We start from the raw sequence: 19,895 nt of genomic DNA on the forward strand, positions 1-19,895 counted from the left end.
GGCATCAGCGCCGCAGCGTTTGCGACGGTGCCTCACCCCAGCGCTTGCGGTACTCGCCGCCGAAACTGCCGAGGTGGTGAAACCCCCATCGCTCGGCAACCGAGGTCACCGTGATGCCGTCGGCCGGTGTGGCGTCCATGAGTTCCTCATGGACGCGCTCCAGGCGTCGCTCGCGCAGGTAGGTCATCGGTGACATGCCGAGCTGCTCGTGAAAACCCTGTTGGACCGCCCGCACACTCATGTGCACGGCGTCGGCGACCGATTTCATCGTGATGTGCTCGGCGAGATGGTCATCCAGATAGTCGACAGCTGCCTGAACGACCGTCTTGCGTTTGTCTGTGCGCCCCGGTGAGGTGAATTCGGTGTGGTAGTTGGACGGCTGCAGGTGCAGCAGGCTGCTCAGCACCAGATCCTCGACGGCGCCGATACCCTGCCCGCGCCCCACCAGCGAACCGGGGTGAAACACCTCGGTGTGGATGAGCTGTACCGCAGCATGCCAACGCATCGCCGCCTCGCTGGTGAGGTCGAACTGGGGCTCGAATGCCAGGCGGTGCGCGAGGCTGCGACCGATGATCCGAGTGAGATACGCGGCCATCGCCGGCTCCTCGATCCGGATGACCAGCTGTGGGGAATCCAGGTCGAGGTGCATGGTCAGCGGGTTGCCGGGGCTGCATACCGCTGAGCAGATGCTGTTCGCCTCGAAGGTGCTGCCGAGGTGGCTGACCAGTGCGCTGCCGTTCATCGGCATGTGCACGGCGACATAGTTGCCCAGTCGTGGGATATCGATCGTGGCGGGCACGTGCAGGTCGAAGTACAGCATGCTGACGTTGCGCAGGCGCACCCCGTGCATGCCTGCGGCGAATCTGTCGAGGTGTTCGTCGGCCACGTGCAGCGCCAGCGGGGACAATGCCTGTCCCATCAACGTGGTGGCCTCGCGGATGTTCTCGGTGTAGAAGATCTCATTGCCGGTCAGCGCCGGAGGTACTCCGCGGGACCGGACTTTTCGCCGGACCGGGTCTTCGGTATGGCGGACATCGATGAATCCGAGGCGTTTCAGTCGTGACATCGGGGCCGCCGCGTTGGTATCGGCAGCATAAGCAGAGGCTCACCTAAATGAATGACAGCGTTCACGCAAGTTCACACCAATCCCGCTGCGCACCAGCGCATTGAAGTGTGCGCAATCCTGACAATAGCTGCGTGATAGCGATAGGCGCAGCCAGTTCGGAGCGCTAGCTTGTGAACGGGGCCACATCTTCAGGCACGGAGGCGCAATGACAGCGAACGGCCAGGTTCTGGAACTGTCGCCGGCCGATCAGGTCCGCGCCAAGCTGGACGACCCCCGGGTGGCCGGAGCGCTCAACGATCTCCTCGAACACGCCGACCTGCTGGCAATTCTGGTCTCCGGCCTCGACGCACTGGTGCGCCGTAGCGATGAGATCAGCGAGAACCTGACGTCGGCGATCGGCGAGCTCAAGGGTGAGGCGAATACGCCGCTGAAATCGGTGGATCTCGCCGGACTGGCGAACAGTTTCGCCACGCTCTCGGGCAAGGTGATCGAGGCGACGCCCACCCTGAACTCCCTCCTCGGATCAAGCCTGACCGATCCGCAGGCCGCCGAGGTACTCGCGCAACTGGGCACGGCGCTGGTCGAGGCGAAGACGGCCACCACGCGCAACCCCGAGGGCCCCAGAGGATTCTTCGGAATCCTCAAGTCCGCCAAGGATCCCGATGTCGCGCGCGGCCTCGGCTTCATGCTGCAGGTGGCCAAGGCCTTCGGTAGGCAACTCGCCACCAGGTGACACCCGCACGACCAGGTCCCGGTGACGGGGCTGCAGGAGAGGAGTTCGCATGGCTTCGGTGCTGTGGTTTCAAGGAGGTGCGTGCAGTGGCAACACCATGTCGTTCCTCAACGCCGAGGAACCCAATGTCGTCGACCTGATCGTCGACTTCGGGCTCGATCTGATCTGGCATCCGTCCCTTGGTCTGGAGTTGGGAAAGAACGCCCAGAAGGTCTTCAACGACTGCGCCAGCGGCGAACGCCCCCTTGACATCTTCGTGTTCGAGGGCAGCGTCATCGAAGCGCACGGCGGGCGGATGGACATGTTCGCCGACCGACCGATGAAGGACTGGGTGACCGACCTCGCCGGGGCGGCACAGATCGTCGTCGCGATCGGCGACTGCGCCTGCTGGGGTGGCATCCCTGCGATGGAGCCCAACCCGTCACAGTCCACCGGACTGCAGTTCCACAAACGTGGCAAGGGTGGCTTTTTGGGCCCCGACTTCAAATCGAAAATGGGACTGCCCGTCATCAACATCCCCGGCTGCCCGGCCCACCCGGACTGGATCACCCAGATCCTTGTCGCACTGGCCACCGGCCGCGCCGGAGACCTGACCCTGGACGAACTGCACCGGCCCGAGACCTTCTTCAAGACCTTCACTCAAACCGGTTGCACCCGTGTGCAATTCTTCGAATACAAACAGTCGACGATGTCTTTCGGCGAAGGAACACGCACCGGCTGTCTGTTCTACGAGTTCGGCTGCCGCGGGCCGATGACCCATTCGCCGTGCAACCGGATCCTGTGGAACCGTCAATCCTCCAAGACCCGGGCCGGGATGCCGTGCCTGGGCTGCACCGAGCCGGAATTCCCGCACTTCGATCTGGCGCCGGGCACGGTGTTCAAGACCCAGAAGGTCAGCGGGATCATCCCCAAAGAGGTGCCCGAGGGCACCGACCACCTGACCTATATGGCGCACGCCGCGGCGGCCCGCATCGCCGCACCACAGTGGTCCAAGGAAGACATGTTCGTGGTCTAGCAGCGGTGCGAAGCCGCGCAGTCCGTCAACACCGGGTTCATGGAAGGGCCAAACCGCAATGACCGTACTCGACCTCTATGTCAGTCCACTCGGGCGAGTCGAGGGTGACCTCGACGTCCGGGTCACCGTCGAAGACGGTGTCGTCACCTCCGCCTGGACCGAGGCCGCGATGTTCCGCGGCTTCGAGATCATCCTGCGCGGCAAGGACCCTCAGGCCGGACTCGTGGTGTGCCCGCGTATCTGCGGTATCTGCGGCGGCAGCCATCTCTACAAATCGGCGTACGCACTCGACACGGCCTGGAAGACCCACATGCCGAACAATGCGACCCTGGTGCGCAATATCTGCCAGGCCGCCGAGACCCTCCAGTCGATCCCGCGCTACTTCTATGCGCTGTTCGCGATCGACCTGACCAACAAGAACTACGCCAAGTCGCCGTTGTACGCCGAGGCCGTACGCCGCTTCGCGCCCTATGTGGGGACGAGTTATCAACCGGGAGTTGTGCTTTCCGGCAAACCGGTCGAGGTGTACGCGATCTTCGGCGGACAGTGGCCGCATTCGAGCTTCATGGTGCCCGGCGGCGTGATGTGCGCACCGACACTATCGGACGTGACCCGTTCGATCGCGATCCTCGAGCACTGGAAGGACGCCTGGCTGGAAGGACAGTGGCTGGGCTGCAGCGTCGACCGCTGGCTGGAGGTCAAGACCTGGGAGGACATGCTCGCCTGGGTCGATGAGAACGAGTCGCAGTACAACAGCGACTGCGGATTCTTCATCCGGTACTGCCTCGACGTCGGACTCGACAAGTACGGCCAGGGCGTCGGCAACTACCTCGCCATGGGCACCTACTTCGACCCCGCCCGCTACGAGAACCCGACCATCGACGGCCGCAATGCCGCGCTGATCGGCCGTTCCGGTATCTACGCAGGAGGCGCCTGGCACGACTTCGACCAGGCGAACGTGCGCGAGGACGTGACGCATTCCTTCTATGAGGGCAGTAGGCCATTGCACCCGTTCGAGGGCGAGACCATCCCGATCGATCCCGAGGCCGGCCGCAAGCAGGGCAAGTACAGCTGGGCGAAGTCCCCGCGCTACGACATCGGCGGCGGACTGGGCAACGTTCCGTTGGAGGCCGGCCCACTGGCCCGTCGGATGGCCGCAGGCGGTCCTGATGCCTTGCCGCATCAGGACAACGACCCGCTGTTCCCCAATCTGTACAACTCGATCGGTCCCAGCGTGTTCGTCCGCCAGATGGCGCGCATGCACGAGGCACCCAAGTACTACAAGTGGGCCCGGCAGTGGCTCGACGATATCGACCTCAAGGAGAGTTTCTACACCAAGCCCACCGAGTACGCGGAGGGCAAAGGCTTCGGCGCCACCGAGGCGGCGCGGGGCGCGCTGGCGGACTGGATCGTCATCGAGGACTCCAAGATCAAGAACTATCAGGTGGTGACGCCGACGGCGTGGAACATCGGACCGCGGGACGGCGCAGATGTGCTGGGCCCGATCGAACAGGCGTTGATCGGTTCACCGATCGTGGATATCGAAGACCCGGTAGAACTCGGCCACGTGGCCCGCAGCTTCGACTCATGCCTGGTCTGTACCGTGCACGCCTACGACGGTAAGACAGGCAAAGAGATGTCGAAGTTCGTGATCAACGGGATGGTGTGATCCTGACGGCTACCGAACCCGATACCGGGGTCATCGATCTCGAGCCGCCGGGTTGCGAGGTACTCGTGGTCGGCTGCGGCAATCTGCTGCGCGGCGACGACGGTGTCGGGCCCGTTCTGGTGCGCCATCTCTGGGAGCTCGGCGTGCCCGACGGCGCGCAGATGGTCGATGGCGGAACCGCAGGCATGGATACCGCATTCCGGATGCGGGGCGCGCGGCGGGTCGTCATCGTCGATGCCGCCGCCACCGGGGTGAAGCCCGGCACGGTCTACCGGGTCCCAGGCGAGGAGTTCGCCGAACTGCCGCCCCTGCAAGGGCTGCACACCCATTCGTTCCGGTGGGATCATGCCATCGCCTTTGCCCGCTGGGCATTGGGAGATGGCTGCCCGACCGATATCACGGTGTTCCTCATCGAGGTGGCAGGCGTCGAGTACGGGGCCGATCTGTCCGAACCGGTGCAGGCCGGGATGCGCACCGTCATGGACATCATCGAGCGGGAGTTCCTTTCCGCGCTGCGGCCCGCGACGGCCACCGAGGTGACCGTCGAGTTCACCGACGACGGGTACATCCGCCTCGACGCGGCGCTGGCCGGGAGTAGATTCGCCTCCGATGCGGTCGCGGCCGTGGTACGCGATGACGACTTGTGGCTCATTCCGCTTCGTGGCCCGCGCAGCGGCGGGCTGCTGCTCAAGCAGCGCAATCCGGCGGGGGATCGCAGTGCACTCGTTCACGAGGTGCTCTACGGTCGCATTCCCGTCGGTATTCGCGGCGCCTTCTGGGATGACGAGCGGGGCGCGCTGCGCATCCCGTTGGAGCCGGCGACATGACGGCCGAACCGGCGCACACCGTGGAGACCCTGGTGGTGGAGGAACGCGGACAGTTCGCCGTTGACATCGTGGTGGTGTTCGCCGAGGGCGTGGTGCGCAAGCGCATCAACACCCACCACACCCGCCGGCGGGCCGAACTGGCGGCCGGGCTGATCAAGCGCGCCGCCGAGCGGGACCGCACAGGGCCCCGGAACGGGTGATATCGATGGGAGCGCCGTGACCGATACTGCGATCGCCGAGACCTCGGCGAAGCTCGCCGTGCGTCCACAACCGCTCGGTGCGTTCGGCCTTCCCCTGGGCTACCTGCTGGTTCCCGCCGGTGCGGACACCGAGCCGGCGCGCGCGGCACTGCTGGCGGGCCGCCTGCCCGAAGACTGGCCGTCCCGACTCGCTGCACACCGGCACGCGCTGGCCGGTGACCGGACCGCCGCCCTGGCCGCGCTGGACGGAACCGATCCGGTGACTCGTTACAACCGATTCGTGCTGGACCCCGATCTGGAAGATGCCGACGAACTGCGTTCGGCGCTCGGCGAATTCGCGCCGCTTGTCGACGTGGTCCTGTTCGCGCTCGGCCGCGTCGACGTACCGCCGGAGGTGGGTGTCGCCGACGGCGAGTTGGCCGCCGTCGTGCTCGCGGCGCGCGCCAGCGACCTGTTGGCCGACAATCCGCCGTCGGCCATCGCCACCCTCGATTCGGCCGTTGATATTGCGCGCAGCGTATCGAGGCCATTGGCGGGGGTCCTCCTGGGCGCGTCGGCTTCGGTCTGCATCGCCACCGATGACCCTGGCGAAGCGCATGAGCGCATCGAGAAAGCGCTGAGGCTGCTCGCCGACGCCGACGGCTTGCCCGTCGAACGCGCCGAACTGCATCTGAGCGCCGCGGGCGTGCTGCACGAACAGGCCCAGGAGAACCCGGGCCTGATCGCGCAGGCCGTGCCGCACTACCACTCGGCTCTGCAACTGGTGCGGCGCGAGGACGCACCGCTGCTGTGGGCGTCGGCGCACGCCAACCTCGCGACCGCCTACCTGACCATGCCGATGGTCGAGGCTTCCAGTCAGCTGCGACTCGGTGTGGCATCGCAGTCGCTGCGGTCAGCGCTGACGGTCTACACCCGTGCGGAGTACCCGGAGCAGTGGGCCAGTGTCCAACTCAATCTTGCCAATTCGCTGGTGTACACACCGTCGAAGCATCAGGCCGACAACCTCGTCGAGGCCGTGGAGCTTTACGAGGCGGTGCTCGATGCCAGAGACCGGCACACCGATCCGCTCGGCAGGGCGCGGGTTTTGGCCAACCAGGGCAACGTGCTCGCCCACCTCGGCGCGTTCATGGAGGCCAAAGCCAAGTTGTACGAGGCGCGGTCGCTGTTCGAGGAGTTGAGCGACGAGGAATCGGTGCGTGCGGTGCGCGGTGTCCTCGATGAGGTGGCCCGCCAGATCACGCTGAATCGAACCGAGGTCCCGCCCAGATGACCACCACCGCTGAACAATCCACTGCCGGCGGTGTTGATGAGCCGGAATTCGAGATGCTCGCCAAGCGCGTCGACGACGCGATGCGGGCGCTGGCGGGTTTGGATCCGATGTCGCGGGCCATCGCCGAGGAGGTCAAGGCAGCCGTCGAGGCGATTCACCGGGCCGGACTGATCAGCATCGTGCGCAGGCTCAAGGCAGACGAGGCGACTCGGGCCGCGTTGTTCGAACTCGTCGACGACCCGGTGGTGCACCTGCTGCTGTCGATTCATGAGATCGTCAGGCCCGATCCGATGACACTGGCCAATCGTGTGCTGGCAGAGGTGCGCCCGCAGCTGCAGAGCCACGGCGGCGATGTCGCGCTGGTACGTATCGAGGACGGCACCGCGTTCGTCCGGCTCGAAGGCGCGTGCAATGGCTGCTCGATGTCGTCGGTGACGCTGCGCACCCTGGTCGAGGGCGCGCTCACCGAGGGCGTCCCCGGCGTGCGCCTGGTCGAAGTGCTGCCCAACGAACCGTCACCCACCCTGATATCGGTGGAGTCGTTGACCATCGGGCTGAACCCGGCCAACGAAGGCTGGGTGCAGCTCGGCCCGGTCGCCGGTGTCCCCGACGGCAACATCACCTCGAGGAGCCTGACGGCGGACTCAGGCGCCTACGCGGAGGTCATCATCGTCCGCGTCGCCAACAAGATGACGGCGTACCGCAACGAATGTGCCCATGAGGCATTGCCGTTGGACAACGCGATGCTCGACGTCAGCAACGGAACACTCACCTGTCCCTGGCATGGCTTCTGCTATGACGCGACCTCGGGGGAGTGCCTGACCGCGCCGGGAGCCCAGTTGGAGCAGCTGCCGCTACGGATCGACAACGGCGACGTCTGGGTTCGGGTCGGGCAGGGATGAGTTGACCACGTGAGCCGCTACACCGTGCGGATGAATGTCAGCGGACGACCCGACCGGCGCGATATCGCCCCCGAGGTCGATATGCGCGGCGGCTGGTCTCCTGAGGTATGGCTGGGCGCGCCCGCGCCAGGTGGGCTGGCGCTGCCGCCGGCGAGCCCGACGATGGCCTGGATGTACTCGCCGCGCGGTGTGTTCCTCGGCGAAAACCATTTCGTGGTAGCAGATTCCGGCAATCACCGGGTGCTGATCTGGCACGGCATTCCCACCGACGATGAGCAACCCGCCGATGTGGTGCTAGGTCAGCCCGACGGCACGACGGAGGGCCGGGCGGCCAACGGGCGCGGGCCCGAACGCGGGATGAACTTGCCGACAGGGGTCCTGGTGCACGAGGGGCGGTTGATCGTCGCCGACGCCTGGCACCACCGCATCCTGGTGTGGGACGAGGTCCCCGTGCTCAGTGACACACCGCCGGATCACATTCTCGGGCAGCCCGATCCCTGGAGCATTGCCCCGAATCAAGGTGGACAGTGTTCGGCGTCGACGTTCTACTGGCCGTTCGGCATCGCCATCGTCGGTACCCGCTTCTGGGTCGCGGACACCGGTAACCGGCGGGTGCTCGGCTGGGACGGCGGCATCCCCGGCCCGGGATGTCCGGCCGATATCGTGCTCGGGCAGCCCGATGACACCCACCGCGAGGAGAACCGCGGCGACGATGCCGGCCCGGCCAGTTTTCGCTGGCCGCACGATATCGCCGGCCACGATGACATGCTGCTGGTCGCCGATGCCGGCGACCACCGGATACTCGGCTGGTCACCGCACCCCGAGACCGATCGATCGGCGGATATCGTCCTGGGTCAACCGGACTTCTCCAGTGTCGCCGAGTGGCCGTACGGACCGCACACCGGCGACCGGTTCCGCTTCCCCTACGCGATCGGTCTGGACGCAGGGCGCCTGGCGATCGCCGACACCGCGAACAACCGGATTCTGTTGTGGGATGGCGTGCCCACCGACGGCCGCGCGGCGGATCATGTGCTGGCCCAACCGGATTTCGCGTCCAACGGCGAGAACCGGTGGACATCGGTGCAGCCGGACACGCTGTGCTGGCCGTACGGGATCTCGTTGCACGGCGACCGGTTGGCAGTCTCGGACTCCGGCAACAACCGCGTGATGATCTGGCATCGATCGTGAGGCCACGAATTGTCCAGGACGAAGGTCAATTGGGCTTCTTCTGGGCCACCGCACGCGGCGTGCCGACTTCGTTGCCGGCCCTGGTCACCGCCGACGACGAGCCGGACCGGTTGGTCGCCACCCACCTGGAGGCGATCGACGACGCGCTGATCATCGCCGCCGGGCGGTTCGGCGAGATACTCGGCGGAGGGCGGCGCCCGACCCGCCAGGAATGCGACGAGCTACGCAATCTGCATCGTTCGCTCGATCGGCTCTGCCACGAGTACGCCTCCGCGCTGGAGGCCACTGCGTGCACCGCGGATCTTCGCGCGGGCAAGATCATCGGCACCGCGGCGCTGGTATCCATCCTGGCTCGCGAGCCGCTCGGGTTGCTCGGGCCCGCACCGTTGGACGGCGAGCTCGACGATCCGGCGATCGGCGTCATCGGCGGGTTCGGCGAGATGGTGCAGGTCGACCCGGACCGGCCCTGGAAAGGGGGTCGTTGGATCGTGAGAACGGAAGCGGGGCAACGCTATCCACTGACCTTGTCGATGTTGTTGTTCGACAGTTCGGGGGTGAACAAAGAAGCGTCGCGCAAAGAACACCTGGAAGCACTGCGGTCCGTGGTCGGCGCGGCCCTCGTTGCCGATGCCGACCCGATGGCCGTCACCTGTGCGCTCGACTGGCTGCTGTACGACTGGCTGATGGCGCACCGCGAGGGCCCGGACAGTGCTGAGATTGTGTTCCCCAAGGGCTATGAGTCGGACGCGGGCCTGATCGTCGGGGCAGCGGCGGCCTCGGCTGCGGCCAGGGCGACATTCGATCCCGGGCTTCTCGCTCTCTAGGCCCCCACCAGTTCCGGGTGGAATTTCGTCACCATCCGGCGGATGCCGTCGCGCCAGTCCACCGAGGTGCCGCCGACCAGTTCGTGCATCAGCGTCGTATCGGTCGGGCCGCCGCGCAGGGCCGCCTCGCTCTCCTCGAACACCGGTGCGCTGCCCACGAGTTCGCCGATATAGGCACACCACTCCTGCAGGCTGACCGCCTGATCTCCGCACCAGTTGACCGTCGTGGCGGGCACCGAGGCGGCTTCCAGCATCTTCGGCAGCGTCGCGATGATGTCATCCTCGTGAATCGGGTTGTAGCGGGCGGGCCCGCCGGGTGGGACTGGGATCGGCACACCCGAGCGCATCATCTCCATCTGAAAGAACGGCCAGCCGCCGTTGTCGCCGTAGGGCACGTTGAGCCGGGCGATCACCGTCGGCACACCGAGCGCGCGGGCCATCGTCCGGGCCACCACCTCGCCGGCGATCTTGGAGATCGAGTACGTCGGAAACAGCGACTTGTGGTTGTCGCCGAGCGCCGCGGTCTCGGTGCGTGGTTCATCGTCCGGCGGGTCGTACACCGCGGCCGACGAACAGTGCAGGAACGCCTTGGCGTCGGCGCAGTGCGCCATCAGCAGGCCGACGGATTCGGCGTTGGCTCCCAGGTCCTTGTCCCAGCGCCCGCTCTTGGCGACCGCCAGGTTGAGGACGTAGTCGAAATCCGACGGGATGGAACTGAAGTCGCCGGCGGCCAGGTTGACCTTCTGGCAGCGAATTCCGGCGCGCTCCAGGTTCTCGCGGGCCGCGGCATCGGTGAAGCGGGCGATGCCCCACACCTCGTTGTCCGCCGCGAGCGATAACGCCAGCGGCGACGCGACCTGTCCGGTGGGACCGGTGATGAGGATCTTTGCGCCACGCATGGCCAGATGCTAACCACCGGTCGCGGTCTCGCGATGCGAAATGCCGTCGGCTTACTCGGCGCGCAGCAGCAGACCGTTGCCATCGGCGCCGGTCAACCGCAGCCGATCGGCGTCCACGACGGCCTGGACGGAACCGTCCAGCACGCGAAGGATCGACTGCTCGATGTCGCCGATTTCACCAGGGCACACCGGGCCCCCGACGTTGATGGGCCCGAACGTCACGGTCTCCTCGGCCGACCCGCTGACCTCGGCGCGAGCATAAAAGGTGTGGCAGCCGGTCCACCCGGTAACGGACTGATCGGGTCCGATCGTCAGCGTGGGTTTGACCTGCTCGAGGGTGGCTGACGTCATGACCGCGTCGGCGGAGACCAGGCTGTCCACCCGCCAGGTGTTGCCGACGAGCGGGCGATCCGGGTCCACGACCGCCTTGTCGCGCAGGGTCACCGTGCTCGTCGAGGTCGTCAGGATGAGGTCGTCACCGGCGAGCGACCACGCCGGCTGGGCCTCCAGGAAGCGACCCATCCACCCGTCGGCGTCCCCGTAGGGCGGCGGGCAGCCCATCATCGTGGTGGCCAGCCGGGTGCTCAGGTGCCCGTCGGCGAGATCGGCCGGACCGGATCCGCGGTTGCAGCCTGCGTACGCCGACAGCTGACCGTCGGTGAAACTCAGGGTCAGCGGACCGCCACCGGGGATCTGCTCGCCCGTCACCGACACCGACACGAACGTACGGCCCTCCGGTGTGGTCTCCTCGGCGGCGGCGGTACTCGCACAGCCGGCGGTCACCAACGCGGCCAGCAGCAACACGATCAGGCGCATGCGTACACGCTACGCCCGCCGCAGTAGGCTGCCCTCCATGCGAGTTGCAGTGTTGGGCGCCAAGGGCAAGGTCGGCGCCACCATGGTCAAGGCCGTTGCGGACGCCCCCGATCTGGAATTGTCGGCCCAGGTCGATGCCGGAGATCCGTTGTCGATGCTCACCGATACCGGCACCGAGGTCGTCATCGACTTCACCCATCCCGATGTGGTGATGGACAACCTGAACTTCCTGATCGACAACGGCATTCATGCGGTGGTGGGTACCACCGGATTCACCGAGGAGCGCATCACCCAGGTGCACATCTGGCTGTCGGCCAGGCCCGACGTCGCGGTGCTGATCGCGCCGAACTTCGCCATCGGCGCCGTGTTGACCATGCATTTCGCCAAGCAGGCCGCCCGGCATTTCGAGTCTGTGGAGGTGATCGAACTACACCACCCGCACAAGGCCGACGCTCCGTCGGGCACCGCTGTACGCACCGCCAAGCTGATTGCGGAAGCGCGAAAAGGCTTGCCGCCCAATCCTGATGCCACCAGCACCGGGCTCGACGGCGCCCGCGGCGCCGACGTCGACGGTGTCCCGGTGCACTCGATCAGATTGGCCGGGCTGATCGCCCATCAGGAGGTGCTGTTCGGCACCGAAGGGGAGACACTGACCATCCGGCACGACAGCATGGACCGCACGTCGTTCGTGCCCGGCGTGCTGCTCGGGGTGCGCAAGGTGGCCGAGCGGCCGGGCCTCACCGTCGGGATTGAGCCGCTGCTCGACCTGTCATGAACGACGGCGCGCGGGCGCTGCGCATCCAGCTGCTGATCGGGTTCATGTGTGTCGCGCTGGTGGTCTACTTCCTGATGCTGGGCCGAACGGCGCTGGCGTTCATCGCCTCTGGTGAGCCGGCCGCGATCGGGCTCGGCGTGGCGCTGCTCGCGCTGCCGATCATCGGGCTGTGGGCGATGCTGGCCACGCTGCGGGCGGGGCTGGCACACCAGCGGTTGGTCCGGCTGGCCCGCGAGGCCGATATGGATCTCGACGTCAGCGCGCTGCCGCGCAGGCCGTCGGGCCGGATCGAGCGCGACGCCGCCGACGCGTTGTTCGAGACAACGCGCGAGGAGCTGGAAGCCGACCGGGACAACTGGGTGCGCTGGTACCGGCTGGCACGGGCCTACGACTATGCCGGTGACCGCTCCAGGGCGCGCGAGACCATGCGCACCGCCGTGGAGATGGAGCGCGGGAGCCGCCCGTGAAGCTGCTCGTGGTGCACCACACGCCGTCGCCGCACTGCCACGAGATGTTCGAGGCCGTCATCGCCGGCGCGACCGACCCCGATATCGAGGGGGTGGAGGTCATCCGTCGCCCGGCGCTCACGGTGTCACCGGCGGAGATGCTCGACGCCGACGGTTACCTGCTGGGTTCACCGGCCAATCTGGGCTACATCTCGGGCGCGCTCAAGCACGCCTTCGACGGCGCCTACTACCAGCTGCTGGACAGCACCCGCGGTCGGCCGTTCGGGCTGTACCTGCACGGCAACGAGGGCACCGAGGGTGCCGAGCGGGCGGTCGACGGCATCACGGCGGGTCTGGGCTGGGTGAAAGTGGCCGACCACGTGGTGGTCTCCGGGAAACCCGACAAGGCCGACCTGGAGGCGTGCTGGAACCTCGGGGCGACCGTTGCCGCGCAATTGATGCAGTGACGCGGGTATCAGAGCGGGAATCGAATGGCACACTGACCGCGACGGTCACGTACAGACGACAGGGGTAGCCATGCCGGGAATCGCCGAACTTGCCCTCGGTGCCGCACCGATCGCCGGCGGCGCGCTGCTGGGTCTGGCGGCCGGCGCGTTCAAGGGCCCCGATATCCGCGGCGCGATCCAGGCCGATATGGAGCTGCTGGAGAAGCTGCCCGCCGAGCAGGTGGAGCGGCGCGCGGCGCTGCAGCGGTCCATCGATCTGCGCATCGACGACATCGTCGCGGCCGTGGACAAGAACCGCGAGATCCGCGAGATGGCCGCCTCCTACACCGGGAACTGGCGAGACATCGTGGTGTTCATCTGCACGGTGCTGTTCGCCATCGTCTGGTGGAATGTCAGCCACGCCCGCAGCAACTGGCTGGTGATGTTCATCCTGCTGATCGTGCTGTCGATCCTCGCCGCGGTGTATGCCGCCCGCGGCATCTTCCGGGCGCTCGCCACGTTCCTGCACGGCCGCCGGCGCGCCGAATGAGTCAGCTCAGCGTGCTGCCGAACACCTGCGCCATCGCCTCCCAGTGCTGGCGGGCCGCCGACTCGTCATAGGGCAGGTTGTCCGGCACCGCGAAACCATGGGCGGCCGAGTAGAACTCGATGGTGTGATCGACCCCGGCCTCGGTCAGCGCCGCCTCCAGGACCAGCGAGTCCTCGACGGTGAACGAGGCATCGTCGCGGGCTCCGCCCACGTAGACCCGGGCCTTGATCTTGTCGGCCAGCAGGTGCGGGCTGCCCGGATCGTCGGCGGCCAGCCCGCCGCCGTGAAACGACATCGCCGCCGCCACCCGGTCGGGGACCCGGCCCGCGACGATCAGCGAGGTCCGCCCGCCCATGCAGTACCCGGTGGTGCCGAAGGTGTCGCCGGAGACGTCGGGGCGCGCCTGCAGGTAGTCGAAGAACGCGGCCGCGTCGGCGGCCATGATCTCGGGGGTGACCTTGGCGATCATCCCGAAGAGCCGCTTGCGTTCGTCGTCATCGGCGAACACCGTGCCCATGTCGAAGGGCGTCCACCCGGCGTCGCGGTAGTAGACATCGGGGACCAGCACCACGTAGCCGTACCCGGCGAGCTGGGCGGCCATCTCGTCGAAGGTGGCCCGGACGCCGCCGGCGTCGGGGTACATCACCACCGCGGGCCAGGGCCCGTCCCCCTCGGGAGTCGCGACCGTGACGCGGCAGGCGCCTTCGGCGGTGGTGATGGTGTCTGTGGTGGTCGGCATGGTGTCCGTTCTACCCGACGGCACCGAGCGTGGGGTCACCCAATGTCACCCTGGGAGCTTCGCCATGGATATATAGGCGTGACGCCGCTCCCAGCGCGACATTGCGATCAGGCCCGCGTCGGTTCCTTTAAGCTGACCGTGTGCCCATTGCGACCCCTTATGAGGATCTGCTGCGCCTGGTGATGGCCCGGGGGACACCGAAATCTGATCGCACCGGCACCGGGACCCGCAGCATGTTCGGCCATCAACTGCGTTACGACCTGGCCGCCGGCTTTCCGCTGATCACCACCAAGAAGGTGCACACCAAGTCCATCGTCTACGAACTGCTGTGGTTCCTGCGTGGTGACTCGAACGTGCGCTGGCTGCAGGAGCGCGGCGTCACCATCTGGGATGAATGGGCTTCCGACACCGGTGATCTCGGACCGGTGTACGGCGTGCAGTGGCGCTCCTGGCCGACACCGTCGGGTGCGCACATCGATCAGATCAGCGCGTCGCTGGAACTGTTGAAGCGCGACCCCGACAGCCGGCGCAACATCGTGTCGGCCTGGAACGTCGGGGAGATCCCGCAGATGGCCCTGCCACCGTGCCACGCGTTCTTCCAGTTCTATGTCGCCGACGGCAAGCTGTCCTGCCAGCTGTACCAGCGCAGCGCGGACCTCTTTCTCGGCGTGCCCTTCAACATCGCCAGCTATGCGCTGCTGACCCACATGATGGCGGCTCAGGCCGGCCTGCAGGTCGGCGAGTTCATCTGGACCGGCGGGGATTGCCACATCTATGACAACCATGTCGACCAGGTGGCGTTGCAGCTGTCCCGCGATCCGCGTCCCTATCCCGAACTCGTGCTGGCGCCCCGGGATTCGATCTTCGACTACACCTACGAGGACATCGCCATCGTGAACTACGACCCGCACCCGGGCATCAAGGCCCCGGTGGCGGTATGAGACTGATCTGGGCGCAGTCGACCTCCGGGGTGATTGGACGGGACAACGGCATCCCCTGGCGGCTGCCCGAGGATCAGGCCCGGTTCAAGGAGCTGACCATGGGGCAGACCGTCGTGATGGGCCGGCTGACCTGGGAGTCGCTGCCGGCCAAGGTGCGCCCGCTGCCCGGGCGCCGCAACGTGGTGGTCTCGCGGGATCCCGGGTACCGCGCCGAGGGCGCGGACGTGGTGACCGAACTACCGGCGTCCCGCGACATCTGGGTGATCGGCGGTGCGCAGCTGTATGCAGCGGCGCTGCCGCTGGCCGACCGATGCGAGATCACCGAGGTCGACATCGACCTGCCGCGCGATGACGACGACGCGACCGCACCGGTGCTCGACGAAACCTGGGTCGGCACCGAGGGGGACTGGCTGACCAGCGATTCGGGCCTGCGGTACCGGTTCAGCAGCTACCTGCGCACCTGACCGCGCCGACGGAGTTGTCGGTGCCGTAGGGAACGATGGCGGCGTGCCTACTTTGACCGCCGCGCAGGCCCGCCGGGTCGCCGTCGCCGCCCAGGGCTTCCACGAGCCCAAGCCGGGCGTGCTGACCCGCGGACACCTCAAACGCCTGATCTCCAGGATTCAGGTGCTGCAACTGGATTCGGTGTCGGTCTGCGTGCGCGCGCACTACGCGCCGGTATTCAGCCGGCTCGGCCCCTATGACCGCGACGTGCTGGATCGGGCGGCCTGGAGTCACACCGCGCGAGCGCCACGCCTGCTCACCGAGTACTGGGCGCATGAGGCCGCACTGATGGCCGTGGATGACTGGCCGCTGCTGCGGTGGCGGATGCGTGAGTACGAGCACGGCCGCTGGGGCACCGAGATCGTCAAGCGCAACGCCCGGCTGGCCGAGGACATCGTCGCCGCGATCGCCGAGCGGGGCCCGTCCACCGCCGGACAGATCGAGGCGCACCTGGAGGCCGAACCCCGTGGCCGCAAAGGTCCGTGGTGGGACCGCAGCGATACCAAGTGGGTGGCCGAGGCGCTCTGGTCCTCGGGTGTGTTGACCACCGCGACCCGGGTCGGGTTCGCCCGCCACTACGACCTCACCGAACGTGTGCTGCCGCCGGACGTGCTGGCGCGGGAGGTGTCCGACGAGGAGGCGGTGCGCGAGCTGATTCTGCGGGCCGCCGGCGCGCTGGGGGTGGGGACCGAACCGGATCTGCGTGACTATTTCCGGCTCAACCCCAAACAGAGCAAGCCCGCGGTCGCCGCGCTGGTGGCCGAGGGCGAGCTGGAGCCGGTCGAGGTGGCGGGCTGGAACGCCCCGGCCTACCTGCGTGCCGGGCAGAAGGTGCCGCGGCGCGACCGTGGTACCGCGCTGCTGTGCCCGTTCGATCCGCTGGTCTTCTTCCGGCCCCGGATGGAGCGCCTGTTCGACGGTTTCCACTACCGGATCGAGATTTACACCCCGGCCCACAAGCGCCAATTCGGTTACTACGTATGGCCTTTCCTGCTCGACGGCGAGCTCGTGGGCCGCGTCGACCTCAAGCGCGCCGACGGGGTGCTCCATGTGGTGGGCGCCTTCGCCGAGGACGGCCGCGATCGCGCACACGTGGCCGCGGGGATGGCGGCCGAGCTGCGGTCGATGGCCGGGTGGCTGGGCCTCGATGACGTCGCGGTCGGTGACCGCGGTGATTTGGTCCCCCAACTGCGGGCCGCCCTGCTTAGCTGAGCCATGGACGTTCTGCGCACCCCCGATGAGCGCTTCGCCGACCTGCCGGACTTTCCGTTCGCGCCGCACTACGTGGAGGTCGACGGGCTGCGCGTGCACTACCTGGACGAGGGCCCGGCCGGCGCGGCGGTGGTGCTGTTGCTGCACGGGGAGCCGTCCTGGAGCTACCTGTACCGCTGGATGATCCCGGTGCTCGTGGACGCCGGCCTGCGGGCGGTGGCCATCGACCTCGTGGGCTTCGGGCGCAGCGACAAGCCGGCGACGCGCCAGGATTACACCTATCAGTCGCACGTCGACTGGACCTGGGGGGCCATCGAGGCGATCGGGCTCACCGACATCACGCTGGTCTGCCAGGACTGGGGTGGTCTCATCGGGCTGCGCCTGGTCGGTGAGCACTCCGAGCGGTTCGCCCGCGTGGTGGCCGCCAACACCACTCTGCCGACGGGGGATCAGCACCCCGGCGAGGCGTTTCTGGCCTGGCAACGGTTCAGCCAGGAGACTCAGGAGTTCCCGGTCGGCAACATCATCAACGGCGGCTGCGTATCGGACCTGACGCCGGAGGTGATCGCGGCCTACGACGCACCGTTCCCCGACGAGACGTACAAGGCGGGCGCACGCCAGTTCCCGACGCTGGTGCCGACCAGCCCGGACGACCCGGCGGCGGCCCCGAACCGGGCCGCCTGGGCGGGGCTGCAACGGTTCGATCGGCCGTTTCTGTGCGCGTTCTCCGACGCGGACCCGATCACCCGTGGCGCCGACGCCCCGCTGCGCAAGCTCATTCCCGGTGCCGCCGGGCAGGCGCACGTGACGATCGCCGGCGGCGGGCACTTCTTGCAGGAGGACAAGGGTCGCGAACTCGCCGGTGTGGTGGTGGACTTCGTCAACCGGGGGTAGCGGCGTACGGGGTGACGGATACGTAAATAACGGGCAGACTGTTCCAGATGGCGGGGCGGGGCGGCCGGTGGTGGCGACAGGCCGACCAATTCCATTGGTTCAGCGTCTACCTGCAGGACCGCGGGCTGGACCTGCCGTGGCGGCTGGCGACCTTCGGGTTCACGCTGCTGTTTGCGGCTGTGCCGGTGGTGATGTTGACCAGTCCCTATGGGCCGGACACCGCAGCCACGCGCGCCGTGGCGATCGGGGCGTCTGTGTGTGGGCTGGCGGTCAGCTCCATCTGGCTGATCGGTTGGCCCACCCGCAGGCAGTCCCTGATCTACCACGCGGTGTGCTGCCTGTCGATCGCCGCGGGCACCCTGGCGCTGTCGACCTCCTACGGCGCCCTGATGGGCTGCGCGATGTTCGCGGCCATCGGCGGCCTGCTCGCCTACTTCCACGCGCTCGTGCACGTGCTCGCCAATTTTGCGGTGGCCGTCGGCTGTGCGGCGATCGCCGCCGCCCGGTTGTTCGCCGACACCGGTGACGCCGCCGTCGTGGTCGCGTCGCTGCTGCTGGTCTTGGGGCTCAATCTCGGCGTGCCGTTCGGTATCCATGCGCTGGTGCACTCGTTGCACACGGAATTGCGGTCCTCCGATTTCGATCCGCTGACCGGGCTGCCGAATCGCCGATCCTTCTTCAACTCGGTGCACGAGATGCTCCTGGAGCGTCGCGGGGCACGCGTCGAGATGAACGTGACGATGATCGACATCGACGACTTCAAGAGGCTCAACGACACCAGGGGGCACGCCGCCGGCGACGAGGCGCTGGTCGGAATCGGTGCCGTCCTCATCCAGAATTGTGGTGCGGATGCCGTCGTGGGTCGTCTCGGCGGCGAGGAGTTCGTGATCGCCGACACTGCGAGCGTCGAGAGTCACGCCGAAACCGTCGAACGTATCCGGCTCGGTATTGCCGCACTGCCGGTGCAGATCACTGCCAGCCTGGGTACCTGTGGCGCGGCGATCGGCCCCGGCGCCGCAGCGGACCCGACGGAGTTCCTCGACCAGCTGATCCGGGCCGCTGACCTGGCGATGTATCGGTCCAAGCGCGAGGGCGGCAACCGGATACATCGCAGCGATGCGACCGCCACCTCACCGTGACCTTAAAGATCTCTTATTTTTCTTAAATTGGGTGTACCGTGAGCCGAGTACGTGACGTGACGGCCTGGTGAAAGGACCCAACATGCACGAACCACAGATCGCCCTGGTGACCAGCGCATCTCGCGGAATCGGCGCGGAGGTCGCACATCAGCTCGCCCACCCGGGGACCCACGTGATCGTCAACTATCGCGAAAAGGCGGGCCGGGCCCATGCCGTGGCCGACGCCATCCGTGACGCGGGAGGACACGCGTCGGCGGTGGCCGCCGACATCTCCGACGAGTCCGCCGCCGAGGCGATGATCGCCGGTATCCGCCAGCGCTTCGGCCGGCTGGACACCTTGGTGCTCAATGCGTCCGGTGGCCTGGAGCGCGACGCCGAGCCTGGCTACGCGATGCGGCTCAACCGCGACGCCCAGCGGCGCCTGGTCGCGCTGGCGCTGCCGCTGATGCCGGCCGGCGCTCGCGTCGTGTTCGTCACCAGCCACCAGGCGCACTTCTACCCGCACAAGGCGGTGCCGATGGGCTACGCGCCGATCGCGGCGAGCATGCGCGCCGGCGAGACCGCGATGTACGGCATGCGCCACGAATTCGCCCGGCGCGGAATTCATTTCACCGTTGTGTCCGGCGACATGATCGACGGGACGAACGTGCTGACCCGTCTGCAGGGGCCCGCTCTCGAACCGCGCCGCAGCACACCGCTGCCGTCGACGGACGAGTTCGCGGCCGCCATCGCCGGTGCCGCGAACTCGCAGTACCACCCGGGCATCGTTTACGTGGGTGGGTCGGAGTACCTGCGCACCGCGTAGGCGCTCAGCTCGCTGACTGTGGGGCCTGTGTACGG

23 protein-coding genes are annotated in these 19,895 nt (G+C 67.3%); 19 read left to right on the forward strand and 4 right to left on the reverse strand.

Features of this window, described 5'->3' with window-relative positions; all coding sequences use genetic code 11:
* Positions 1 to 4 precede the first annotated feature (4 nt).
* Positions 5 to 1,066 (reverse strand): AraC family transcriptional regulator, encoded by a 1,062-nt coding sequence (locus C6A86_RS11265; protein WP_105366227.1) that lies wholly within the window; start codon positions 1,064 to 1,066, stop codon positions 5 to 7.
* A 205-nt stretch (positions 1,067 to 1,271) separates the two neighbouring features.
* Between C6A86_RS11265 and C6A86_RS11270 the strand changes: the two genes are divergently transcribed.
* From C6A86_RS11270 to C6A86_RS11310, 9 genes are all read left to right on the forward strand, one after another.
* Entirely contained in the window at positions 1,272 to 1,799 is a 528-nt protein-coding gene (locus C6A86_RS11270) for a DUF1641 domain-containing protein (protein WP_105366228.1), read from the forward strand.
* 49 nt (positions 1,800 to 1,848) lie between these two features.
* On the forward strand, positions 1,849 to 2,814 hold the full coding sequence (locus tag C6A86_RS11275; RefSeq protein ID WP_105366229.1) for a hydrogenase: 966 nt from the start codon (positions 1,849 to 1,851) through the stop codon (positions 2,812 to 2,814).
* A 58-nt stretch (positions 2,815 to 2,872) separates the two neighbouring features.
* Positions 2,873 to 4,483, forward strand: a complete 1,611-nt coding sequence (locus C6A86_RS11280; RefSeq protein ID WP_105366230.1) for a nickel-dependent hydrogenase large subunit — start codon at positions 2,873 to 2,875, stop codon at positions 4,481 to 4,483.
* Between the two features lie 65 nt (positions 4,484 to 4,548).
* A complete protein-coding gene (locus C6A86_RS11285; protein WP_105366298.1) occupies positions 4,549 to 5,310 on the forward strand; it encodes a hydrogenase maturation protease in 762 nt (253 codons plus the stop codon).
* On the forward strand, positions 5,307 to 5,510 hold the full coding sequence (locus C6A86_RS11290; RefSeq protein WP_105366231.1) for a hypothetical protein: 204 nt from the start codon (positions 5,307 to 5,309) through the stop codon (positions 5,508 to 5,510). Before C6A86_RS11285 ends, C6A86_RS11290 begins: the two co-directional genes overlap by 4 nt.
* Positions 5,511 to 5,526: 16 nt before the next feature.
* Complete coding sequence (locus tag C6A86_RS11295) at positions 5,527 to 6,780, forward strand: hypothetical protein (protein ID WP_105366232.1); 1,254 nt, start codon at positions 5,527 to 5,529, stop codon at positions 6,778 to 6,780.
* Positions 6,777 to 7,682, forward strand: a complete 906-nt coding sequence (locus C6A86_RS11300; RefSeq protein WP_105366233.1) for a NifU family protein — start codon at positions 6,777 to 6,779, stop codon at positions 7,680 to 7,682. Before C6A86_RS11295 ends, C6A86_RS11300 begins: the two co-directional genes overlap by 4 nt.
* Positions 7,683 to 7,691: 9 nt before the next feature.
* Positions 7,692 to 8,870 (forward strand): NHL repeat-containing protein, encoded by a 1,179-nt coding sequence (locus C6A86_RS11305; protein WP_233213264.1) that lies wholly within the window; start codon positions 7,692 to 7,694, stop codon positions 8,868 to 8,870.
* Positions 8,867 to 9,694, forward strand: a complete 828-nt coding sequence (locus C6A86_RS11310; protein WP_105366234.1) for a hypothetical protein — start codon at positions 8,867 to 8,869, stop codon at positions 9,692 to 9,694. The genes C6A86_RS11305 and C6A86_RS11310 overlap by 4 nt, the downstream gene beginning before the upstream one ends.
* On the opposite strand, the gene C6A86_RS11315 is transcribed toward C6A86_RS11310, so the two are convergent.
* On the reverse strand, positions 9,691 to 10,593 hold the full coding sequence (locus C6A86_RS11315) for an NAD(P)-dependent oxidoreductase (RefSeq protein WP_105366235.1): 903 nt from the start codon (positions 10,591 to 10,593) through the stop codon (positions 9,691 to 9,693). The genes C6A86_RS11310 and C6A86_RS11315 overlap by 4 nt on opposite strands.
* A 51-nt stretch (positions 10,594 to 10,644) precedes the next feature.
* Entirely contained in the window at positions 10,645 to 11,409 is a 765-nt protein-coding gene (locus C6A86_RS11320) for an META domain-containing protein (protein WP_105366236.1), read from the reverse strand.
* 37 nt (positions 11,410 to 11,446) lie between these two features.
* Here C6A86_RS11320 and dapB point away from each other — a divergent pair, with 37 nt between their 5' ends.
* From dapB to C6A86_RS11340, 4 genes are all read left to right on the forward strand, one after another.
* The gene (gene dapB / locus C6A86_RS11325; protein WP_105366237.1) at positions 11,447 to 12,184 is read left to right on the forward strand and encodes a 4-hydroxy-tetrahydrodipicolinate reductase; all 738 of its coding nucleotides are present in this window, start codon (positions 11,447 to 11,449) and stop codon (positions 12,182 to 12,184) included.
* Positions 12,181 to 12,651: a hypothetical protein gene (locus tag C6A86_RS11330; RefSeq protein WP_105366238.1), complete on the forward strand. Its 471-nt coding sequence runs from the start codon at positions 12,181 to 12,183 to the stop codon at positions 12,649 to 12,651. The genes dapB and C6A86_RS11330 overlap by 4 nt, the downstream gene beginning before the upstream one ends.
* 44 nt (positions 12,652 to 12,695) lie before the next feature.
* Entirely contained in the window at positions 12,696 to 13,097 is a 402-nt protein-coding gene (locus C6A86_RS11335; protein WP_199196441.1) for a flavodoxin family protein, read from the forward strand.
* A 70-nt stretch (positions 13,098 to 13,167) separates the two neighbouring features.
* Entirely contained in the window at positions 13,168 to 13,626 is a 459-nt protein-coding gene (locus C6A86_RS11340; RefSeq protein ID WP_105366240.1) for a hypothetical protein, read from the forward strand.
* 1 nt (position 13,627) lies between these two features.
* Here C6A86_RS11340 and C6A86_RS11345 read toward each other — a convergent pair whose 3' ends face one another.
* The gene (locus tag C6A86_RS11345; protein ID WP_105366241.1) at positions 13,628 to 14,365 is read right to left on the reverse strand and encodes a dienelactone hydrolase family protein; all 738 of its coding nucleotides are present in this window, start codon (positions 14,363 to 14,365) and stop codon (positions 13,628 to 13,630) included.
* 140 nt (positions 14,366 to 14,505) lie between these two features.
* On the opposite strand from C6A86_RS11345, the gene C6A86_RS11350 reads away from it, so the two are divergent.
* From C6A86_RS11350 to C6A86_RS11375, 6 genes are all read left to right on the forward strand, one after another.
* The gene (locus C6A86_RS11350) at positions 14,506 to 15,306 is read left to right on the forward strand and encodes a thymidylate synthase (RefSeq protein ID WP_105366242.1); all 801 of its coding nucleotides are present in this window, start codon (positions 14,506 to 14,508) and stop codon (positions 15,304 to 15,306) included.
* Positions 15,303 to 15,770 (forward strand): dihydrofolate reductase, encoded by a 468-nt coding sequence (locus C6A86_RS11355; protein WP_105366243.1) that lies wholly within the window; start codon positions 15,303 to 15,305, stop codon positions 15,768 to 15,770. The genes C6A86_RS11350 and C6A86_RS11355 overlap by 4 nt, the downstream gene beginning before the upstream one ends.
* Positions 15,771 to 15,813: 43 nt before the next feature.
* Positions 15,814 to 17,022, forward strand: coding sequence for a winged helix-turn-helix domain-containing protein (locus tag C6A86_RS11360; RefSeq protein WP_105366244.1), 1,209 nt, complete (start codon positions 15,814 to 15,816; stop codon positions 17,020 to 17,022).
* Positions 17,023 to 17,025: 3 nt separating this feature from the next.
* Complete coding sequence (locus C6A86_RS11365; protein ID WP_105366245.1) at positions 17,026 to 17,916, forward strand: haloalkane dehalogenase; 891 nt, start codon at positions 17,026 to 17,028, stop codon at positions 17,914 to 17,916.
* Between the two features lie 47 nt (positions 17,917 to 17,963).
* Positions 17,964 to 19,055, forward strand: coding sequence for a diguanylate cyclase (locus C6A86_RS11370; RefSeq protein ID WP_105366246.1), 1,092 nt, complete (start codon positions 17,964 to 17,966; stop codon positions 19,053 to 19,055).
* Between the two features lie 82 nt (positions 19,056 to 19,137).
* Positions 19,138 to 19,860 (forward strand): SDR family oxidoreductase, encoded by a 723-nt coding sequence (locus C6A86_RS11375; RefSeq protein WP_105366247.1) that lies wholly within the window; start codon positions 19,138 to 19,140, stop codon positions 19,858 to 19,860.
* Positions 19,861 to 19,895 lie beyond the last annotated feature (35 nt).

The organism is Mycobacterium sp. ITM-2016-00316 (genome assembly GCF_002968335.2).
Lineage (GTDB): Bacteria > Actinomycetota > Actinomycetes > Mycobacteriales > Mycobacteriaceae > Mycobacterium.

Bases quoted from the DNA above. Each gene is read 5' to 3' on its own strand.
- C6A86_RS11365 (WP_105366245.1), top strand. From the start codon at position 17,026: ATGGACGTTCTGCGCACCCCCGATGAGCGCTTCGCCGACCTGCCGGAC.
- C6A86_RS11335 (WP_199196441.1), top strand. From the start codon at position 12,696: ATGTTCGAGGCCGTCATCGCCGGCGCGACCGACCCCGATATCGAGGGG.
- C6A86_RS11265 (WP_105366227.1), bottom strand. From the start codon at position 1,066: ATGTCACGACTGAAACGCCTCGGATTCATCGATGTCCGCCATACCGAA.
- C6A86_RS11315 (WP_105366235.1), bottom strand. From the start codon at position 10,593: ATGCGTGGCGCAAAGATCCTCATCACCGGTCCCACCGGACAGGTCGCG.
- C6A86_RS11330 (WP_105366238.1), top strand. From the start codon at position 12,181: ATGAACGACGGCGCGCGGGCGCTGCGCATCCAGCTGCTGATCGGGTTC.
- C6A86_RS11275 (WP_105366229.1), top strand. From the start codon at position 1,849: ATGGCTTCGGTGCTGTGGTTTCAAGGAGGTGCGTGCAGTGGCAACACC.
- C6A86_RS11375 (WP_105366247.1), top strand. From the start codon at position 19,138: ATGCACGAACCACAGATCGCCCTGGTGACCAGCGCATCTCGCGGAATC.
- C6A86_RS11370 (WP_105366246.1), top strand. From the start codon at position 17,964: ATGGCGGGGCGGGGCGGCCGGTGGTGGCGACAGGCCGACCAATTCCAT.
- C6A86_RS11340 (WP_105366240.1), top strand. From the start codon at position 13,168: ATGCCGGGAATCGCCGAACTTGCCCTCGGTGCCGCACCGATCGCCGGC.
- dapB (WP_105366237.1), top strand. From the start codon at position 11,447: ATGCGAGTTGCAGTGTTGGGCGCCAAGGGCAAGGTCGGCGCCACCATG.
- C6A86_RS11320 (WP_105366236.1), bottom strand. From the start codon at position 11,409: ATGCGCCTGATCGTGTTGCTGCTGGCCGCGTTGGTGACCGCCGGCTGT.
- C6A86_RS11290 (WP_105366231.1), top strand. From the start codon at position 5,307: ATGACGGCCGAACCGGCGCACACCGTGGAGACCCTGGTGGTGGAGGAA.
- C6A86_RS11345 (WP_105366241.1), bottom strand. From the start codon at position 14,365: ATGCCGACCACCACAGACACCATCACCACCGCCGAAGGCGCCTGCCGC.
- C6A86_RS11270 (WP_105366228.1), top strand. From the start codon at position 1,272: ATGACAGCGAACGGCCAGGTTCTGGAACTGTCGCCGGCCGATCAGGTC.
- C6A86_RS11280 (WP_105366230.1), top strand. From the start codon at position 2,873: ATGACCGTACTCGACCTCTATGTCAGTCCACTCGGGCGAGTCGAGGGT.
- C6A86_RS11300 (WP_105366233.1), top strand. From the start codon at position 6,777: ATGACCACCACCGCTGAACAATCCACTGCCGGCGGTGTTGATGAGCCG.
- C6A86_RS11355 (WP_105366243.1), top strand. From the start codon at position 15,303: ATGAGACTGATCTGGGCGCAGTCGACCTCCGGGGTGATTGGACGGGAC.